This window comes from Parabacteroides chongii, assembly GCF_029581355.1.
Taxonomy (GTDB): Bacteria; Bacteroidota; Bacteroidia; order Bacteroidales; family Tannerellaceae; genus Parabacteroides; species Parabacteroides chongii.
This window is the reverse complement of the sequence record NZ_CP120849.1, coordinates 1,011,494-1,029,126: the sequence shown is the minus strand read 5'-3', so window position 1 is coordinate 1,029,126 and position 17,633 is coordinate 1,011,494. Positions and strand designations below refer to the sequence as shown.

The window sequence follows — 17,633 nt, the reverse complement described above, 5'->3', positions numbered from 1 at the left end:
AAACGTAGAAGAGCAACAAACCTTACGTGATAAGTATAATTTCACGAAACACAGCTGAACATGATAACAAACATTCGTTTGCGGAGCCAGCAACTGATAAAACCTGAGTTTAAGGATCCAAAGGAATTGGTTACCTGGATGGGAGCTGTTCAGGCGCAAGACTATCGGATGGTCAGATGGGCATTGGGTGTCCGGCTGAAATCCGGTTCGTTAAAGACTGTAGAGGATGCGTTTCAGAAAGGAGAGATCCTTCGTACCCATGTGATGCGTCCGACCTGGCATATGGTCGCGTCTGAAGATATCCGCTGGATGTTGAAGTTGTCTTCGCGAAGGATTATAACTGCCTGCAATACCTTTGCCAAAGGAAACGGGATAAATATATCGGAAGAACTTTATTCAAGAGCGAATGATCATTTTATAAAGATATTGGCAGGGAATAACCATCTGACAAAACAGGAGTTAGGAGAAGAGATGGTCAATTCCGGTATTATCTCTGATGCTGAATGTATAGGATATTTGCTGACACGGGCTGAACAGGAAGCCATTGTTTGTAGTGGGGCGGATAAAGGAGGGAAAGCAACCTATGCTTTGTTGGCGGAACGTGCTCCTATGGCTAAAGAGTTACCCAGGGAAGAGTCGATTGCTTTATTGGCAAGAAGATACTTCAGTAGTCATTCACCAGCCAGCCTGAATGATTTTATCTGGTGGTCGGGATTGTCGGCGACGGAAGCACGCCAGGCAATCGGACTTATCGATTCGGAATTGATAAAGGATAAATTCGCTTCACAGGAGCTATTTATCCATCAGAATTGGGATAAACGATTTAAAAGCTGTGAAGTATTACATTTTCTGCCTCCTTTCGATGAATATCTGATTAGCTATAAAGACCGTACGGCTGCCATGGACAAAGAACATCACCCAAAGGCTTTCAACAACTACGGTACTTTCTATCCGGTGATTCTATATAACGGAAAGATTGTCGGAAACTGGAAAAAAGTAATGAAGAAAGGTGAAGTGAAATGCGAGACATCTTTCTTTGTCGACTGTCCGGAGTTGGATGAGAAGCTGCTTGAAAAGGCTGAAAGCAGATATAGAGATTGGGGGAAACTTTGATTTCTCTGCTGGGATATAAAGAAAAAAGACGTAAGTATTTTCTTCTGAAAACGTAAGTGTTTCTTGAAAAAGGTCGGCATGTTTTTCTAACGGGTAGGCACCGATTCGTCAATGAGTAGGCACCCGTTCTCTATTCCCTGCCTACTCGCAAATGTTTTGCCTCCACCGGTGTCACTATAGCTCTCTGATGAGTTTGGCTATTGATATTTCTCTAGATCATCCGGTACAAACACATTCCCTGAGAAATGCTATTAAAAAAAATATAAAACCCATGCAGTCTTTTCACTATTGGTGTATCATATCTATATTAGCGTTGAAATAGATGGATAAACGGGAACTGGTAGATTTGTGCAGAAAGGGAGATGAGCAGGCGTTGGACTTACTCTATAAAACATATTCGGGAAAGATGATGAAGATATGCCTTCATTACGTGCCTGACAGACAGACTGCGCAAGATTTACTGCATGACGGTTTCATTATTATTTTCACATCCATTCATTCCCTACGCAACCCGGAGAAGCTGGAAAGTTGGATGGGTATCGTCATGAAAAATATATCTCTTCGCTATCTGAACCAGAATAATAGAGTTGGCATCATATCCTTGTCAGAGATGTCCGAAGAAGACGAACCGGTTGAAAGTATAGTGGAAATGAATTTCGTTTCGTATGACCGGATTATGGAGTTGGTGGAAAGTCTGCCCGAAGGATATTCGAAAGTGTTCAAACTGGCGGTGCTGGAAGGATTACCTCATAAGGAAATCGGAGAATTGTTGCATATTGCTCCACATTCGTCTTCTTCACAATTGTCTCGGGCAAAACTGTTGTTGAAAAAGATGATAAATGAGCATCGGCTGGCTTTGTTGTTGCTGCTGTTATCGTTTGTTCCTTTGCTATATAAATATGTGTATAGGCATCCCCGGCAACTACCGAAAACGTTTGAAGATATAGCCCAACAGGCGGAAACGGAAAAAGAAGAGAAAACAATGGAAGGTCAAAAACTAGACTCTCCGAACCCAATAATTCATTCAATACCAGTGGAATGCCCACAGCCTTCAGAGAAATTGACTGCTCCACCATTGATACCGGCTAACACTCCGCCTTTGTTATCTTCGGAAAAGATTACATTTGACTTACAATCTGTTGCAAAGCCGTTGTTTATAGGTGAATTGGCTTATAAGCCGCTTTTCACTCCCTGCCCGACAGTAGATTTTGTCTCTCCGGGACGAAGCCGGAAATCGAACAAATGGAAATTCATGCTGGCAGGCTCCTTAGGTCCTCAGTTGGCTCAGAACCTATATAAACTGATTGCTACGCCTCATGCCGACAGTGAAGGAAATCCGGATCTACCTCAGCAGGTAAGTACCTGGGAAGAGTATTATACCTATTTGCAAACCCGTTACCAGGAAGGTCTTTCAGGCGATTCGCTTTCATTGATGCAAATAGCCGGAAACAACCGAGGGCGGATTGTTGAACATCAACATCATGATGCCCCTGTTACGATTGGGCTTTCTGTCAATAAAAAACTGAATGAGCGATGGAGCTTTGAGACGGGATTGCAATATACTTATTTAAAATCAGATTTTGTCACAGGAGATGAAGCACGTATTCAGGAAACACAAAAGATTCATTATCTCGGCCTTCCTCTTCGTGTTTCTTATCGTTGGGGGACTTTCAGAAAGTTTTCGTTCTACTCGACGGCCGGTGTCCAGCTAGACATCCCCTTGAAAGGGAGACTCCATACGTTCCATGTAACGGATAGCGTGCCGATCAGTATCAGCCGTCAGCCATTGGATGTACCTTGGCAATGGTCGGTGAATACGAGTGCAGGTATGCAGTATCATATCACGCCCCGCGTCAGTCTGTATGTAGAACCGACTCTCAATTATTATATACCGGACGGAAGCGAACTGCGTACGATCCGAAAGGAACATCCGGTGACATTCACTGTCCCTGTCGGTTTGCGTTTCAGCTGGTAAAACATAAAAAACGGGTCTGACCGTGCAGTCTTTCCCTCTGTTGATTATCATCATTATAGATAATCAACAGAAAAGAAAGATGCAAGAACGACATATTGACCGTAAACGTTATTTTGAGGAACAAGCACAGACTTCTGAGAAATACTATCTTCCGTATGTAAAGAATGTTTTAGGAAATCTTCCGACACGGGTATTGGAAGTCGGCTGTGGGGAAGGTGGGAACTTGCTCCCTTTTGCCGAACGGGGCTGTGAAACAGTCGGAGTAGATATTGCAGCTTTGCGGATAGAGCAGGCACATGCTTTCTTTGCCGAAAAGAAACAGAAAGGAATGTTTGTCGCTTCTGATATTTTTCAGTTGAAAGAACTGGCAGGACGCTTCCCTCTGATTCTTATACATGATGTGATTGAGCATATCGGAGAAAAGTCTCGTTTTCTGTCTGATATGAAATGTTATTTAAGTACCGGCGGAGTCATTTTTGTCGCTTTCCCCGCCTGGCAGATGCCATTTGGAGGACATCAGCAGATTGCTCGGGGGAAAGTTATATCTCATCTGCCTTTCCTGCATTTGCTTCCTGTCCCTATTTATCAATGGATATTGAAACAGAACGGAGAGGAAAAAGGCACAATTGAAGAATTATTGAGTATTAAGAAGACGAGGTGTACTATTGAGATGTTTCGGACAGTTGCGAGACAGGCCGGTTATCAGATTGTTGACCAGCAACTGTATTTGGTTAATCCGCATTATGAGATTAAGTTCGGATTATCTCCCCGGAAATTGTGGAAAGTGATTGCCTCTATCCCGTATATAAGGAATTTCTTCAGTACAAGTTGCTTTTATGTATTACGAAAAGCTAGTCTGTAAATGATTTGGGAATATCATACGAAATACAGTCTTTTCACCTGGGTCTACATTAACAAGCAACTCTCCCCCATGAAGCTGCATGATGCGGCGGGATAAGGGCAGGCCGATGCCGCTTCCTTCTTTCTTGGTGGAATAGAAGGGGGTGAATATATCATCCAGCCGGTTGTCGGGGATGCCTTCTCCGTTGTCGGTTACTTGCAGGAAGAAGGAGCCGGATGTCTGGATAGCTTCGACTTTTATTTCGGGATTCGGATTGTTAGCCGTAGTCTGTAAAGCATTGCGGATCAAGTTAATTAGAGCCAATGTGATGAGATTAGGGTCAAGCAGAATTTCGATATGAGGGGATGAGGTGTAACGAACGTTTTCGCATCCAGGTTCTGATTTGAGTAACCGGCTTAGCTTATCGAACAAGGTGCTGATGTTTACTTTCGTCTTGACCGGGTCGGGCAGATGTGTCAGCCGGTGATAGGCGTTTAGGAACGTATTCAGTTGCTGTGCCTGCTGGTGAATGGTTTGCAGGCCGTCTAGCATTCCGGCTTTCCCGTACTCATCACTGTATTTGATGAGGTCGGCAGATAGGGAAGCGATCGGGGTGATGGAGTTTCTGATTTCATGTGTCAATACGCGGATGATACTTTCGTAATAGAAACGACGTTCTTCCAGTTCGGTATGATTGTTCTCGAATTGTGTGATGATTCGGTTCATTTCCCGAAACAGGTTATTCAGAAACTTATCTCCTTTCTTTTGTGTAAAATGTGCGTTGAAATCGTTGTTCTTGATCGCGCTGAAGAAACTTTCCAGCTGGCGGTCGGTCTTCTCCATCTTCCTTGCCAACATAATCGCCAACGCCACGACCATACAACCGCAAACAAAAGCAAAAAAGAGCGAAGTTTGGCTAACTAAAAGCCACGCTCCCGCAACCGAGAATAACACGATACCTGTTATCCCGATGACGATGCTTCGGTGTAGTCTGTGATTCAGCATAATCTTGTTTGCAAAGGTATGATTTATTCTTCTCTGATCTCCCCTCTATATACATTAATCTTAATCAGTGCCTGTTTGGAGTTATGCGTATCTGATATCCAAAAGACGGAGTCATTTTGTGCACAGATACAAGTAGGTTGGCTGAAGGTGTAACCGTTGACGCTTGTTAGTTTGTTGTTCCATTTGTGTTCCTTTCGGTCGTAGATGTTGATGGCATTGTTGTCACCGGTTATATACAAATGGTTTTCAGTCTTTATCAATGATTTCGGTTTGAAGTCCAGGTCAAGGCTTAGTTTTGCCATGTCAATGGAACTTCCGTTCTCCATTTCATCATTGACCAAAGACGGATTTAATAGTCTGATTTTCCGACCTTCATAGTCTGTTAGTAGCAGATAGCCATCTTCATCGGCAAGCATTTTGTGGGGAGCGAAACTGTTGTTATGCGTTCCTATTCCGGCTGCTTTCCGATAGCGGTCTATTTTCCCTGAGTTTTGCGAAGTGACCGATGCTTCCTGATAGATACTGACACTGCCGTCTTTGTCACGTGCAAAAATCAAGCCGTCTGCCACATCCATAGCCTGTGCTTGAAACACAGGACCGTTATAATTTCCGTTACCTATGCAGGCAATGTACTGAAATCCCGGAAGTTTGAATACATGAATACGTGACTGTCGTTCGGCTACATACAGCCGATTGCCTACGGGAACAATAGCCTCAATCGGACTGTTGAAACTTTTCTCCTGGCCGTTAAAAGTCCAAGAGCGTAAGGTGCGCATCACCCGGGTTGTTTCGGAGTCAATCAATAACAGGCTGTTATCGGCAGAGTTGGCTATAAAGAGCGTATCTCCGAAGTGGGCGATGGTATAGGGGCTAAAGGCATCTGTGAGTTTGAGGCTTTCACCAGTAAGTACCAATTGGGCCTTGTAGGAATAATACCAGTAGCTGTCATACTGATCTGTTGCATCCGCGTTGTTACCGTCATTCGGATCTATATCGTCTTTGCTGCATTGAACAGTTATTATTCCGTATAAAAATAATAGGATATATATCTTTAATTTCATTGTTCTTTCAGTCTGCAATTATCGTTGTTGAAATCTTTATTTTTGAGTGAGGCCGCCATCCAGCAGATCCAGTTCGGGATCTTCGATGATATATTTGGAGGGAACATTCAAATCGTTTTTGTTGTATCTGTTTGGATTCTTGCGTGTGTGCATGAATCGGCGTGAATAAACGGGAAGCTCTTTTGCCAGCGACAGGGCACGATATACATTTGCACATAGGGTAATCCATCCCGGCCCTGTTTGTTCGTAAGTCATATTGCCGTCATGACCGTATCCGATACAGTGTGCCAGTTCATGAAAGACTGTATGTGTTTCATTTTTGTCATCTACATAATGTTCCAGATAGCACCATTCGTTGAGGCCGTAAGTCTCACCACCACCAAGACCGTTTACTCCGGAGCAGTGTCCGAAACGGAGTCCGGAGTGGTTCAGGACTCTTTTTCTCAGTTGGTATTTGTCAATCAACGTCTTGTTGCTGTCGCTATGCAGCGGTCCAAATTCATGTAAGGCCTCTTCAAAAGCTTCAGAAGAAAACATATAACTCATATTCAGAGCAATGGCAACAGCTTCTCGTGCATGTGGTGGCAGCAGTTTATATTTCCAGCTTCCTTCGCCGCTATAACCGGAAAAGTAGATACGCCAATTGCATAGGCTGGAAGTAATTTTTTGGTAGTAGGGATCATTACATTCCACTTCAAACGATATATTACTGGCCGATAGATGCGGGTTGGCTATAATTCGGATCTGTTTTCCACTACGGCTGATCGCTTTCATATCTTTGGTCGCAAACGGAATCTGTATTCTGAGTTGTTGGAATGGTTGAACCTTTTCCAGTTCCAGAAATTTAAAATCCTCGTCATAACCTTCGATCTTAGCCCAAATGGTTACATGCGAGATAGCCCTGGGGCTGTAAAAGCGGAGTTGGAAATAATGCTCTTCTTCCAGTGATAACTGTAATGGGCGATTGACATAGAAGCTGCGTTGGCTACTGTTGAAATAAACTTCATCAGGCTCATCATCGTTGAGCAGATAATAGGTATTATCCGTTGTATATTCTTTTTCGCTTAGTTCGATTGGCAAATCAATCGTATAATCATCTTTTTCCGGAATGGAATCCGGCAGCTCGTCTTCTGAGCATCCTGTGAATAGAATAAGGCTGTAGATCAGCATAAACAGGCTGGTGGAAAATAACTTCTTCATCGTCTGTCTTTGTCTCTTTGGTTGTTATAAATACTTTAAAAACTGATTTTGCTGCAAAGATGCAACAAATACTTTTTGTCATGAATTTACTTTTTGGATAGTTTACTATCAAAAAAAGTAAACCCTCGACTATCGTTTGATAATCAAGGGTTAATTTGTGTACCCAGACCCGGTACAAGCCATAGAAATCATAGGAAAATAAAAGAATTTATCTTCCTTATTATCAACTATTTGAATATTTCCTATTTTCTCTATTTTTGCCATATTTTGCCCATTTTCCGTTATTCAGTACACTTTTAGTACACTTTGAAATATCATTTTCTTTTGTACCTTTGCAATATCGGAAAACAAAAGAAAATCAACTATTTAGCGTAATCACCCGGTTATGGTACCTAAATCGGGATAAAACCTCTAAACAATGGCAAAGTTAGAAAATAAAACGAAAGAAAACCCCAAGTTAGAGCAAAATAAGCTCTCGGATGGTAGAATTAGCCTTTACTTAGAGTATTATTTAGGTAGAGAGGAAAAGCCCGTATTAGATGAAAACGGCAATCAAGTGTACTATGATAGTGGAAAGATGCAAGGTAAGCCCAAGTTTGCAGTAAAGCACAACAGGCGAAAAGAAAACCTTAGTCTGTATCTGATAGACAAACCCCGTACTCCTGCGGAACGTCAGCAGAACAAAGAAACGTTGGAACTTGCTACAAAGATACGTGCAGAGCGTGAACAGGAATTTAAAGAAAGCATGTTGGGCTATCGGTTAAAAAAAGATAGAACGGTCAATTTCTTAGACTATTTCCAAGCCTATATCAACAGTTATACCAAGAAAGATATTCGCATGGTACAAATTGCGCTTAGCCGTTTTAAGGACTTCTTAAAAGAGCAATACCCCATGAATGAGTTTAGTATCAAACCGGAACTTATCACCAAAGAAATGATGGAGCAGTTTGTAGCCTATCTGCAATCCCGAAGTGTAGGTGAGGGTGCTAAAAGCATTTACCAGCGTTTCAAGAAAGTTATTCGATATGCGATTGACCACGATGTAATGTTGAAAGACCCATGCAAAAGTGTTACCTGCAAAGTGGATAGCCAAATGCTTCGGAAAGATGTTCTCTCTCCCGAAGAAATCCAAAAGTTGGCGGCTTGCCATTATGACAACGAGAACCCGAATGTCAGACGTGCTTTTATCTTCTGCTTATACTGCGGTCTGCGCTTCTGTGATGTAAAAGACCTTACCTATAAAAATGTGGATTACGCTAACCGGTTATTGAAATTTGAGCAAAGCAAGACAAAGGGACATTCTGCCAGTAGTGGTGTGGTTATTCCTCTGAATGACGGTCTATTGTCTATCATTGGTGAAGCTCCGGCAGATAAAAACTGTTTAATATTCGATTTGCCTACTTACGAAAGCTGCTGTAAGTCAGTAAAGCGTTGGGTAAAAAGAGCCGGAATAGACAAACATATAAGCTGGCATTGCGCCCGACATTCGTTTGCCGTGAACATTCTGAATAATGGGGCAAATATCAAAACCGTAGCCAGCCTTTTAGGTCATAGCGGATTGAAGCATACGGAGAAGTACACCCGTGCGGTGGATAAATTGAAAGAGGAAGCAATAAACAGCTTGCCCAAACTAAAGTTTTAATCATAAAAGACTTATCTTTGTAACTATGAACTTTGAAGCATTAGTAAAACATATCAGCACGATACAGAACACGTTGCAGGCACAAGCCGCACACGCTGTAAACCTTGCCCTTACTTCCCGTAACTGGCTTATGGGGTGCTATATCGTGGAGTTTGAGCAGAACGGAGAAGACCGTGCCGCCTACGGTGAGCAATTGTTGAAAAAACTGGAACAACGACTGAAAACAAAAGGTCTGAATGAACGTAGATTCAGGGAATTTAGACGGTTGTACCTTGTTTATCCACAATTAAAAGAACCTGTTACACAATACATTGCATCACAAATTCAAATTCGGCACTCAGTGTGTGCCGAATTCATAGAACCAATTCGGCGGTTGCCATCCGCCGAATCTGCAATGAACATTCGGCGGATGCCGTCCGCCGAATTGGAAACTGCAAAAGAGTGGATAATTCCGGCAGATAGACTCTTTAATAAACTCACATATTCTAATTTAATGCTCATCTCCGCTATTGACAACCCCGTAAAACGAGCTTTTTATGAAATGGAAACCATTCGTGGCTGTTGGTCATACAAGGAGCTAGAGCGACAAATAGCATCTTTATATTACGAACGTAGCGGACTATCCAAAAACAAAGAAGCCCTCTCCGCTTTAGTCCAGCAACAAGCAACCTTATTACAACCTAAAGATGTTATCAATACCCCTGTTACTTTGGAGTTCTTAGAGTTGAATGAACGTGCATTGGTGACAGAAACTGATTTGGAACAAGCCATTCTTGACAACCTGCAACACTTCCTGTTAGAAATGGGACATGGCTTCTGTTTTGAAGCCCGGCAAAAACGTATCTTGATAGACGAGGATTATTTCTTTGCCGACCTTGTGTTCTATCATCGTATTTTGAAATGCCATGTTATTGTAGAATTGAAGATAGATAAGTTCCGCCATGAGTATGCTTCGCAACTGAATATGTATCTGAACTATTTTAAAGCGGAAGTGATGCAGCCGGATGATAACCCACCTATCGGCATTTTGCTCTGTACCGAAAAAGGAGATACATTGGTAAAGTATGCCACTGCCGGATTAGACCCGAATATCTTCGTACAAAAGTACATGATAGAACTCCCAAGCGAGGAAGAAATAAAAGCATTCATTGCTTCCTCAAATTACTAACCTATCATAAAAGTAATGCTGGCGAAAAGAAGAATACTGTTTTTCTTTTCGCCAGCACATATATAATTTGCCGTCAATAGAAACAAGTTTAGTCCGTTTTGGATATATAGACAAAAAAGACTAAACTTTGCAAGCAGAATCACAAATCCATTACTTTAAATTATTACTTTGAGAATGTTCTTGCCTATATTTCAAAGGTGAAATTCCATAAACCTTTTGAAACGACTTTACGAGGTAACAAGAATCAGTATACCCCATTTTATAAGCTATCTCTTTGACTGTCATGGAACTGTTCAATAACAAATTTTCTACCATCTTCAAACGGTTTCGTCCAATATACTGTTGTAGTGTTTCTTGATAATATCGTTTGAAATAAATTCCGATATAATCAGGCGAAAGATGAAATATTTTGGAAAGGCTTTCCGCCCTCAACAATTCCGGTTGGTGTATATGTTGCTGGATATACTGCAACATATACACAGCTGGGTTGGTTTCATTTATAGTAAGATATTTGACAGACAGGCACTCATCTTTAGCTTCATGAACAATATTTCTTGCAACTAAAACCAAGATACTGTTAAGCCACTGCTGTTGCAAATAGTTTGTCCCCATTTGCCTATTGTCTTCTTCCTTTCTTATAAAGTCAAAAAGCTGGGATGCCATATTTTCATCCGATTTATTTAGAGAGATTTCTGCCTGACGACTGGAGTCACGAAATATCTCTGCCAGATATTTCCCTATATAGTCTTCCACATAATGAAGCACAAAACGAATAAATACATATTCACTATGCGTATCTATCGCGAAACAATGAGTGGTTTCCGGAGGAATAAGAAACAAAGAATGGGCATGATAAATAACTTCCTCAACCTTACAATCTGACTCCTTGACATAAAATCGTCCAGTTCCCTCATGCACATACACCATTTCGAAGAATGAATGCTGGTGTTCGGCAATTGGAAATATTTCATGATTGCGAATCAGGACTTCAACGGGTTGATATAAATTTTCTTTCCACATAACGAAATAGTACAATATCTTATAGCAAAGATACAATAAATTACATTTCATTCCACTTTAAATTTGCAATAAAAACAAAGAGAAAGGATTTTCAATATTCACAAAAAAAAATGATTATGAGACTAAAAGGCAAAACAGCACTAGTTACAGGTGCAGCATCGGGCAATGGTAAGGCAATAGCTACTTTATTCGCTCAGGAAGGTGCAAAAGTCATCCTTGCTGACATCAATAAAGAAGGCGTGGAACAAGTTACTGCGGATTTGCAGCAGAAAGGCTGCGAGGTGTTGTCGGTGGTCATTGACGTAACCAAAGAATCGGATATTGAGCGGATGGTATCAACAGCTATTTCCGCTTTTGGGAGATTGGATATTCTGATTAACAATACTGGTATTTTTGATATGTTGGTTCCTATTGCCGATACGGATGATGCACTTTGGGAGAAAGTATTATCTATAAACCTGACAGCTCCCATGCGAGCCATACGTTATACGATTCCCATATTCAAGGAACAAGGTGGTGGAGTAATCGTCAACACAGCATCCATAGCAGGATTGACGGGTGCAAGAGGTGGCGGAGCTGCCTATGTCGCCTCGAAACATGGCTTGGTAGGATTGACCAAACACGTGGCCTTTTGCTACAAGGAATGGAATATCCGGTGCAATGCCGTGGCTCCGGGACGTGTAGATACCAACATACGGGATAATAGCAAAAAAGCACTTCAAACATCCAGTAAAGATGGATGCTTATCCGAAGACATGGCTAAGATTACGGAAAAAATTGCAATGGGATATGCCACCAATCAGCGTAAGGCTGCTCCAGAAGAAATTGCAAAAGTTGCTCTGTTTCTGGCTTCTGATGAAGCATCATTTGTAAACGGTAGCATTCTTGTTGCCGATGGTGCTTGGACAGCTTATTGATTTTATAGTAACATTTAAATTCTCAAAGCGTATGAAAAAAATTATTTCTCTAGGAATGATTCTCATTCTCATGTTATTTGCAGGACAAGCATTCGCACAGAGTGCCAGGTTAAACAATAAAATAGCTTTGGTTACGGGAGCGGCATCTGGCAATGGAAAAGCTATCGCCACCTTGTTTGCCCAAGAAAAAGCTAAAGTCGTCCTGGTTGACATCAATAAAGTTACTTTGGATGAAGCCGTAACCTCACTGTCCAAGCAGGGATATGATGTAATGGGCGTAGAAGCGGATGTAACCAAAGAAGCCGACATTCAAAAAATGGTGGATGCTGCTTTATCCAAATATGGACGTCTGGACATACTGGTGAATAATGCAGGCATTTTTGACGAGCTGATACCGGTCGGTGAAGTCAGTGACGACTTATGGTACAAAGTAATGGAAACCAACCTGAATGCACCGATGCGAGGTATTCGTAAAGTGATTCCCATTTTTGAGAAACAGGGCGGTGGGGTCATTGTCAATACAGCTTCCATTGCCGGATTTACTGGAGCACGTGGTGGTGGAGCAGCCTATGTAGCTTCCAAACATGCTTTAATCGGATTGACCAAAAATGTGGCGTTCAACTATAAGGAAAAGAATATCCGTTGTAATGCTGTTGCCCCCGGTAGAGTAGAAACCAATCTGCGCATCAACAGTGAAAAGCTGGCCGGATCCAAAACAGCACGCGACCAGTCTATTGGAAAATGGAAAGACATTGAAGATAAGATTACAGAAGGTTACATCACGAACATGAGGAAATGTACCCCGGACGAGATAGCCAAGGTTGCTCTCTTTCTTGCTTCTGATGAAGCTTCATTCGTAAATGGCAGTATATTCGTGGCCGATGGCGGTTGGACATCATATTGATTGACTGTGAATATATGAAGCATCTTATAAATTATTTAGTGAGTAGAGATTCCTTTTCAGGGAATTTCTACTCTTTCGTCATTCTTAATTTCCGTAGCTTTTGCGGATTGACGATGTTACCTTATGGATATGGGAAGATTGTCAATTATGACAGATATGCCGCAGATTTTTTCGGTAACCCTATCGGTATCGGTGATATTCCGTCTCTGTGGCTGACTATCTTTGCCCAAACCATTTGTCCAATAATGCTTCTAGTTGGATTTCAGACCAGATTGGCTGCAAGTGTTTTAGCATTTAACATGTTGATTGCGGTCAAGTTTCACTTCTTCGACTCATTCAATATTAAGGTATTACCTGCTCTATTTTTAGGCTTATACCTTATCCAGCTGCTATTAGGAGCTGGCAAGTATTCATTGGATTATTTTCTTTTTTCCAAAAGAAAAATTAGAATTAGCAAAAACGAAACAAAGGGGATACTTCTCTATCTCGTAATCTGTGGAATTAGTTGGTTCGTATTGGCTAATTATTTTACAGGATTAGTTTCAGTTTGCCTGATTGTGTTAGCAATAGCATTATACTTACTTAGTTTATATTACATAAAAGACGATGAGCTTTGATTGGAAAGGTCATGCCTCTATGTTTGGGGCAAATGCAATGTGGGGACTATTGTCTCCTATTTCTAAAGTAATTCTCGCTGGAGGGGCTATCACTCCATTGGTTGTAACTGATTTGCGCATTGGCGGGGCAATGGTTTTGTTTTGGATTACTTCGTTTTTTAAAAAGCCTGAACATGTCAACCATAAAGATTTGATGACATTATTTTTTGCTTCACTTTTTGCCATAACATTCAATCAGGGATGCTTCATATTCGGAGTAAGCTTGACATCTCCGGGAGATGCTTCTATTATTACAACAAGTATGCCACTTTGGGCAATGGTATTGGCTGCATTATTTTTAAAAGAACCTATAACCGGGAAAAAAGTATTAGGAATAGCGTTCGGTGCAGGGGGTGCTTTATTACTCATTTTAGGCAATGGACAGGACGTGCAAATATCATCTACTGTTAATAATACCGCTATATGGGGGGACTTGTTAGTGCTGTTTGCTCAATTATGTTATGCGTTTTACATTGTTTTCTATAAGAATTTTGTAAACAAATACTCCTTGACGACCATTATGAAATGGATGTTTACTTATTCCTTTATCTGCTTATTACCTTTTTCAACGAATGATTTGATGAATGCACAATGGGGTGATTTACATTTAAGAGAAATCGGAGGATTGGTGTTTATTGTCGTAGGAGCGACTTTTATCAGTTATATGTTCATTGTTATTGGACAGAAAAGACTTCGTCCTACTGTGGCTGGAATGTACAATTACATTCAACCGATTGTTGCGTGTGCTGTCGCTGTATATTTGGGAATGGATTCTTTTAATGCAATAAAAATAATGGCAGTAATTCTCATTTTTAGTGGTGTGTATATGGTCACTTCCAGCCGTAGTCGAATGGATTTAGAGAAATACGGAAACTGTTCAAATAAATAAAGCATAGCAATATTACGCAAGTTCAAGGAAGAACTCTACACGAAAAAATGAATTTGCAAAGCCGAAACGGTGAACATAGTTCATCACCTCGGCTTTGTTTCGTTTTATGGTTTGCCCAGCTTATCAGCCTCCTTTCTCAACTGCTCGGCTTGTTCATTGAGTAACCTTGCACGCTCCAACGTTTCTGCCTGTTTCCGAAGACGGTATTCAAAATCAATCACCGAATCCGTCAGGCTTCGGATAAAATGTTCATCCCTCTGCCATTTGAACTTGTTTTCCAGCATATCAAAAATTTCCCCGTCTGCCTGTCCTTGCATCAGCAAATAGCGGTATTTTATATCGTTGTCCTGCAACTGCTGCATACGTTCAGCCAAACGGACATTCAAGAATATGGAAGCGGAACAGATAACCAGCACTGCCGAAAAAAGAAACAATCCCGGACGAATCCAAGAAGCGACCTTGTTGTAAATCCGTTGATAGAACGGTAAGGGTGCAGCTTCCTCTCTATCCGTCTTGCAAGAGCCCAAAGCATCAATCATTACCTTGAAACAACGGTAGGTTTCCAATACTATTTTCTTGGTGTCCTCGATATGTTTCTGCTGACCTTGCATCCTGTTCCTTACCTCGTCAAGCTGGCTTCGGATAGCCTGCAAATCCTTTTCGGGAACAGCAGGGTTACTGTACAGTTCCGACAATGCCTGTTCGATTGCGCCCAGTCTTTCGAGCGTTTCCTCCCGACTGGCTGGCGTTACCTGTGCTTCCTGTTTCTCTTTCAGTTCTGTAACCATTGAGAGAAGCCCCTCTAAAATCAAATTTTCCTCCATACGCTTATAACTTTAGTTGTTTTTTCTTTTTTTTCTTCTTCTTTCTCAAAAAGGAATCATCGGGCATTTCATCAGCCGGAGAGAATGAAGCGGAGAACAGACCGCCCAAGCCTGCCAGTAACGGACTGTCGGCTTTGCCCGGTGTCTGCGCTGGCTCCTGAACAGGTACGGAAACTGTCTGCCGGTTGTTTCCGGCAGCGTTCAGTCCTGCATCCCCGAAACATTTATCCAGTTTGGAGAAACTGAAATTACGGTCTATCTCCGAACCCTTGAACGTGTATTCTCCTTTGGAAAAGGATATGCCCTGCACTTCGTTTGTCTGCCCTTTGTACTTGAACCGGATAGTAATACCCTTTTCCGCTAACCGCTCCTGTAACTGCTGCCAGTTCTTAGACTTCCCGATTTCATTCTTTACAGCGTTGTAAATCTCGTATTTCGATTTGTCCGGCTCTTTCAAGCGGTGCTGCTTTACCTGTTCTTTCCCACCAGCGAAATAAAGCCCGTGCTTGGTTTTCAGCTTCTTACATACCTGCTCGTTACGGTACATGTCGTTCCTGTCCGAAATGGTCTTGCCGTTGTTGTCTATACGGTTGAATACGATATGCACATGTGGGTGTTCCCGGTCTTGATGGCGCACGATGATATACTGCGTATCGGTGATTTTCATTTCACGCATATACTCCTGCGCAAGCTGTATCATTTTCTCGTCCGTCAATTTGGGTGCATCCACTGCCGAATAGCTTAGTGCGACATGTCCGACTGGCTTTTTCAAGTCGGGATTCATCCCGGTCTGCATACAGAAGCTGCGGATTATATCTCCCCGGCTTTCTGTCAGTACCCCGTCCGCATGGAGCAAAGTCGCCTGTTCCTTGCCCAACACATAGTTTACGCAGCCCTTAAACCCGCTTCCCTTTTTTATTTTTCCAATCATCCGACAACTGGTTTATAATTTCGACAATCCTGTTTTTCAGTTTCACCAGTTCCACCGCCACCAGTGCGAAACCTCCGGCATTTGCCCGATGCGCCAACTGGTTGATGTTGTTGGCTTCCCCTGCCAGCTTGCGGATGGTGTCCGCATCCTGCCTGTTCAGCCGGGGTATGACCTCTGCCGAAACAACCGCCTGCCTTACATACTCACTGACACGCAACCCGGCTTCCCCGGCTCGCTTCCTGATGGCGTAATACTGCAACTCGGTCAGCTTCGTGCTGACAACCCGTTGCTGCTTCTCTATCCGTTTCTTTGCCGGACGTCCCCCCGGCTTATCCTTTATATTCGTCATAGGTTTTTACGTTTAAATGGTGTCTTAAAAATTGCGACCAACGGGAGAAATTTTCTTTGCTGTCAAGCAAAGCAAGGTAGTTTCGGTTTACCGAAACATAACCTTGCTCTCCAAATTAAACCGCCTGTCACTGGTAATCCTGCCGGACTAAATGCCCCTGCCCCTTTTCTGTCTTGGGGCGGCACGTTGTCCGGTTTCCTGCTTTATCTCCTGCGCTTGGCTGGTGCTGTTCTTCTGTTCCTGCTTCCTGCCGCACAGGTAATCGTTCAAGTCCGAATACCCCCTGTAATTGCCCGAGAAGTCACGCACACGGTAGGAGTATTCCAATTCGATAGCCCGTGTCGCTTCATATCCTGCCTTGTCATTGTCAAGCATACAGTGGATGCGTTCATACGGGTACAGCACGTCAATAGCTTTCGGCACATTGACAGTAGAGTTGAGTATGACATAATCCTGCCTGTCAAGGTCGGGCATGGTCGGGCAGTTCTTCATCCGGAGCGTGAGGAAAGAAAGATAGTCCATAAAACCCTCGAATACCAAACACTTCTCTCTCGGCTCTCCCTGCTGCCGTATATGGGTGATGTCTTTCGGGGCGATGCAGCCTTTGAAAAAGGAATTGCGAACCTCGTAACCTCCTGCCATGTTCGGGAAACCGATAGCAAAGAACGGTCTGCCGTTATTGGTAAAATGGAGTTCCTTACATTCTCTTTTTGCCAGTTCGATATTGATACCCCGTCCCTGCAAGTAACGGAGCAATGCCGGATGGGTCAAGTCACGGACTTCCAAATGTTGGAAACTCGGTTCTGTCCTACGCTGGGGAAAAGAAAAACTGACCGGGCGGACGTGCGGTGTCTGTTCCGCTATCCGGTTTAACAGGTATGGCAGGCTGTCGGAGCAATAGAGTTCCTTTGCCAGTGCGATGATGTTGCCGCCCTTGCCTGCGCCAAAGTCATACCAAAGGTTGCGGTCAGTGTTCACCTTGAAAGACGGTTCGTGTTCCTCCCTTAACGGTGATTTGTACCATAAGCCGTTGCCCTGCTGCTTGACAGGAGAGTAGCCTAAACTGTGCAGATAGTCTGCGATGGGTATTTGTTTCACATCTTCGATATTCATAACATTTTCTTTTTTGGGGACTAAA

Annotated in this window: 17 protein-coding genes; 9 read left to right on the top strand and 8 right to left on the bottom strand. The window is 42.6% G+C overall.

Annotated elements, in window-relative coordinates; all coding sequences use genetic code 11:
* Positions 1-60: 60 nt before the first annotated feature.
* The 3 genes from P3L47_RS04225 to P3L47_RS04215 all read left to right on the top strand — a co-directional run bounded on the left by P3L47_RS04225 (position 61) and on the right by P3L47_RS04215 (position 3,950).
* A complete protein-coding gene (locus P3L47_RS04225; protein WP_277782782.1) occupies positions 61-1,113 on the top strand; it encodes a winged helix DNA-binding domain-containing protein in 1,053 nt (350 codons plus the stop codon).
* 322 nt (positions 1,114-1,435) lie between these two features.
* On the top strand, positions 1,436-3,088 hold the full coding sequence (locus P3L47_RS04220) for a sigma-70 family RNA polymerase sigma factor (RefSeq protein ID WP_277782781.1): 1,653 nt from the start codon (positions 1,436-1,438) through the stop codon (positions 3,086-3,088).
* 79 nt (positions 3,089-3,167) lie between these two features.
* Entirely contained in the window at positions 3,168-3,950 is a 783-nt protein-coding gene (locus P3L47_RS04215; RefSeq protein ID WP_277782780.1) for a class I SAM-dependent methyltransferase, read from the top strand.
* On the opposite strand, the gene P3L47_RS04210 is transcribed toward P3L47_RS04215, so the two are convergent.
* From P3L47_RS04210 to P3L47_RS04200, 3 genes are read right to left on the bottom strand one after another with little or no spacing between them, the layout of a single operon-like run.
* Entirely contained in the window at positions 3,930-4,934 is a 1,005-nt protein-coding gene (locus tag P3L47_RS04210) for a sensor histidine kinase (RefSeq protein ID WP_277782779.1), read from the bottom strand. The genes P3L47_RS04215 and P3L47_RS04210 overlap by 21 nt on opposite strands.
* Positions 4,935-4,957: 23 nt before the next feature.
* A complete protein-coding gene (locus tag P3L47_RS04205) occupies positions 4,958-5,995 on the bottom strand; it encodes an NHL repeat-containing protein (RefSeq protein WP_277782778.1) in 1,038 nt (345 codons plus the stop codon).
* A gap of 36 nt (positions 5,996-6,031) precedes the next feature.
* Positions 6,032-7,195: a hypothetical protein gene (locus tag P3L47_RS04200; protein WP_122361346.1), complete on the bottom strand. Its 1,164-nt coding sequence runs from the start codon at positions 7,193-7,195 to the stop codon at positions 6,032-6,034.
* Positions 7,196-7,613: 418 nt separating this feature from the next.
* Between P3L47_RS04200 and P3L47_RS04195 the strand changes: the two genes are divergently transcribed.
* Positions 7,614-8,837 carry a site-specific integrase gene (locus P3L47_RS04195; protein WP_277782777.1) on the top strand — a complete coding sequence of 408 codons (1,224 nt, stop codon included), beginning with the start codon at positions 7,614-7,616 and terminating at the stop codon, positions 8,835-8,837.
* A gap of 25 nt (positions 8,838-8,862) precedes the next feature.
* Positions 8,863-10,005: a PDDEXK nuclease domain-containing protein gene (locus P3L47_RS04190; RefSeq protein WP_277782776.1), complete on the top strand. Its 1,143-nt coding sequence runs from the start codon at positions 8,863-8,865 to the stop codon at positions 10,003-10,005.
* A 150-nt stretch (positions 10,006-10,155) separates the two neighbouring features.
* On the opposite strand, the gene P3L47_RS04185 is transcribed toward P3L47_RS04190, so the two are convergent.
* Positions 10,156-11,025, bottom strand: a complete 870-nt coding sequence (locus tag P3L47_RS04185) for a helix-turn-helix domain-containing protein (protein ID WP_277782775.1) — start codon at positions 11,023-11,025, stop codon at positions 10,156-10,158.
* A 116-nt stretch (positions 11,026-11,141) separates the two neighbouring features.
* Between P3L47_RS04185 and P3L47_RS04180 the strand changes: the two genes are divergently transcribed.
* The 4 genes from P3L47_RS04180 to P3L47_RS04165 are packed head-to-tail and all read left to right on the top strand — an operon-like array spanning position 11,142 to position 14,391.
* Positions 11,142-11,942 (top strand): glucose 1-dehydrogenase, encoded by an 801-nt coding sequence (locus tag P3L47_RS04180; RefSeq protein ID WP_277782774.1) that lies wholly within the window; start codon positions 11,142-11,144, stop codon positions 11,940-11,942.
* Between the two features lie 31 nt (positions 11,943-11,973).
* A complete protein-coding gene (locus P3L47_RS04175; RefSeq protein WP_277782773.1) occupies positions 11,974-12,846 on the top strand; it encodes a glucose 1-dehydrogenase in 873 nt (290 codons plus the stop codon).
* Positions 12,847-12,860: 14 nt separating this feature from the next.
* Positions 12,861-13,463 carry a DoxX family protein gene (locus tag P3L47_RS04170; protein ID WP_277782772.1) on the top strand — a complete coding sequence of 201 codons (603 nt, stop codon included), beginning with the start codon at positions 12,861-12,863 and terminating at the stop codon, positions 13,461-13,463.
* Positions 13,453-14,391 (top strand): DMT family transporter, encoded by a 939-nt coding sequence (locus P3L47_RS04165; protein ID WP_277782771.1) that lies wholly within the window; start codon positions 13,453-13,455, stop codon positions 14,389-14,391. The genes P3L47_RS04170 and P3L47_RS04165 overlap by 11 nt, the downstream gene beginning before the upstream one ends.
* Positions 14,392-14,495: 104 nt before the next feature.
* Here P3L47_RS04165 and P3L47_RS04160 read toward each other — a convergent pair whose 3' ends face one another.
* The 4 genes from P3L47_RS04160 to P3L47_RS04145 all read right to left on the bottom strand — a co-directional run bounded on the left by P3L47_RS04160 (position 14,496) and on the right by P3L47_RS04145 (position 17,608).
* A complete protein-coding gene (locus tag P3L47_RS04160) occupies positions 14,496-15,215 on the bottom strand; it encodes a hypothetical protein (protein ID WP_277782770.1) in 720 nt (239 codons plus the stop codon).
* A 4-nt stretch (positions 15,216-15,219) separates the two neighbouring features.
* Entirely contained in the window at positions 15,220-16,146 is a 927-nt protein-coding gene (locus P3L47_RS04155; protein WP_277782769.1) for a relaxase/mobilization nuclease domain-containing protein, read from the bottom strand.
* Entirely contained in the window at positions 16,112-16,495 is a 384-nt protein-coding gene (locus P3L47_RS04150; protein ID WP_004310825.1) for a MobC family plasmid mobilization relaxosome protein, read from the bottom strand. The genes P3L47_RS04155 and P3L47_RS04150 overlap by 35 nt, the downstream gene beginning before the upstream one ends.
* A gap of 147 nt (positions 16,496-16,642) precedes the next feature.
* Positions 16,643-17,608, bottom strand: coding sequence for a toprim domain-containing protein (locus P3L47_RS04145; RefSeq protein WP_277782768.1), 966 nt, complete (start codon positions 17,606-17,608; stop codon positions 16,643-16,645).
* Between the last annotated feature and the right edge of the window lie 25 nt (positions 17,609-17,633).

Excerpts from the sequence above, each read along its gene's own strand:
- P3L47_RS04225 (WP_277782782.1), top strand. The coding sequence starts at position 61 with ATGATAACAAACATTCGTTTGCGGAGCCAGCAACTGATAAAACCTGAG.
- P3L47_RS04220 (WP_277782781.1), top strand. The coding sequence starts at position 1,436 with ATGGATAAACGGGAACTGGTAGATTTGTGCAGAAAGGGAGATGAGCAG.
- P3L47_RS04215 (WP_277782780.1), top strand. The coding sequence starts at position 3,168 with ATGCAAGAACGACATATTGACCGTAAACGTTATTTTGAGGAACAAGCA.
- P3L47_RS04210 (WP_277782779.1), bottom strand. The coding sequence starts at position 4,934 with ATGCTGAATCACAGACTACACCGAAGCATCGTCATCGGGATAACAGGT.
- P3L47_RS04205 (WP_277782778.1), bottom strand. The coding sequence starts at position 5,995 with ATGAAATTAAAGATATATATCCTATTATTTTTATACGGAATAATAACT.
- P3L47_RS04200 (WP_122361346.1), bottom strand. The coding sequence starts at position 7,195 with ATGAAGAAGTTATTTTCCACCAGCCTGTTTATGCTGATCTACAGCCTT.
- P3L47_RS04195 (WP_277782777.1), top strand. The coding sequence starts at position 7,614 with ATGGCAAAGTTAGAAAATAAAACGAAAGAAAACCCCAAGTTAGAGCAA.
- P3L47_RS04190 (WP_277782776.1), top strand. The coding sequence starts at position 8,863 with ATGAACTTTGAAGCATTAGTAAAACATATCAGCACGATACAGAACACG.
- P3L47_RS04185 (WP_277782775.1), bottom strand. The coding sequence starts at position 11,025 with ATGTGGAAAGAAAATTTATATCAACCCGTTGAAGTCCTGATTCGCAAT.
- P3L47_RS04180 (WP_277782774.1), top strand. The coding sequence starts at position 11,142 with ATGAGACTAAAAGGCAAAACAGCACTAGTTACAGGTGCAGCATCGGGC.
- P3L47_RS04175 (WP_277782773.1), top strand. The coding sequence starts at position 11,974 with ATGAAAAAAATTATTTCTCTAGGAATGATTCTCATTCTCATGTTATTT.
- P3L47_RS04170 (WP_277782772.1), top strand. The coding sequence starts at position 12,861 with ATGAAGCATCTTATAAATTATTTAGTGAGTAGAGATTCCTTTTCAGGG.
- P3L47_RS04165 (WP_277782771.1), top strand. The coding sequence starts at position 13,453 with ATGAGCTTTGATTGGAAAGGTCATGCCTCTATGTTTGGGGCAAATGCA.
- P3L47_RS04160 (WP_277782770.1), bottom strand. The coding sequence starts at position 15,215 with ATGGAGGAAAATTTGATTTTAGAGGGGCTTCTCTCAATGGTTACAGAA.
- P3L47_RS04155 (WP_277782769.1), bottom strand. The coding sequence starts at position 16,146 with ATGATTGGAAAAATAAAAAAGGGAAGCGGGTTTAAGGGCTGCGTAAAC.
- P3L47_RS04150 (WP_004310825.1), bottom strand. The coding sequence starts at position 16,495 with ATGACGAATATAAAGGATAAGCCGGGGGGACGTCCGGCAAAGAAACGG.
- P3L47_RS04145 (WP_277782768.1), bottom strand. The coding sequence starts at position 17,608 with ATGAATATCGAAGATGTGAAACAAATACCCATCGCAGACTATCTGCAC.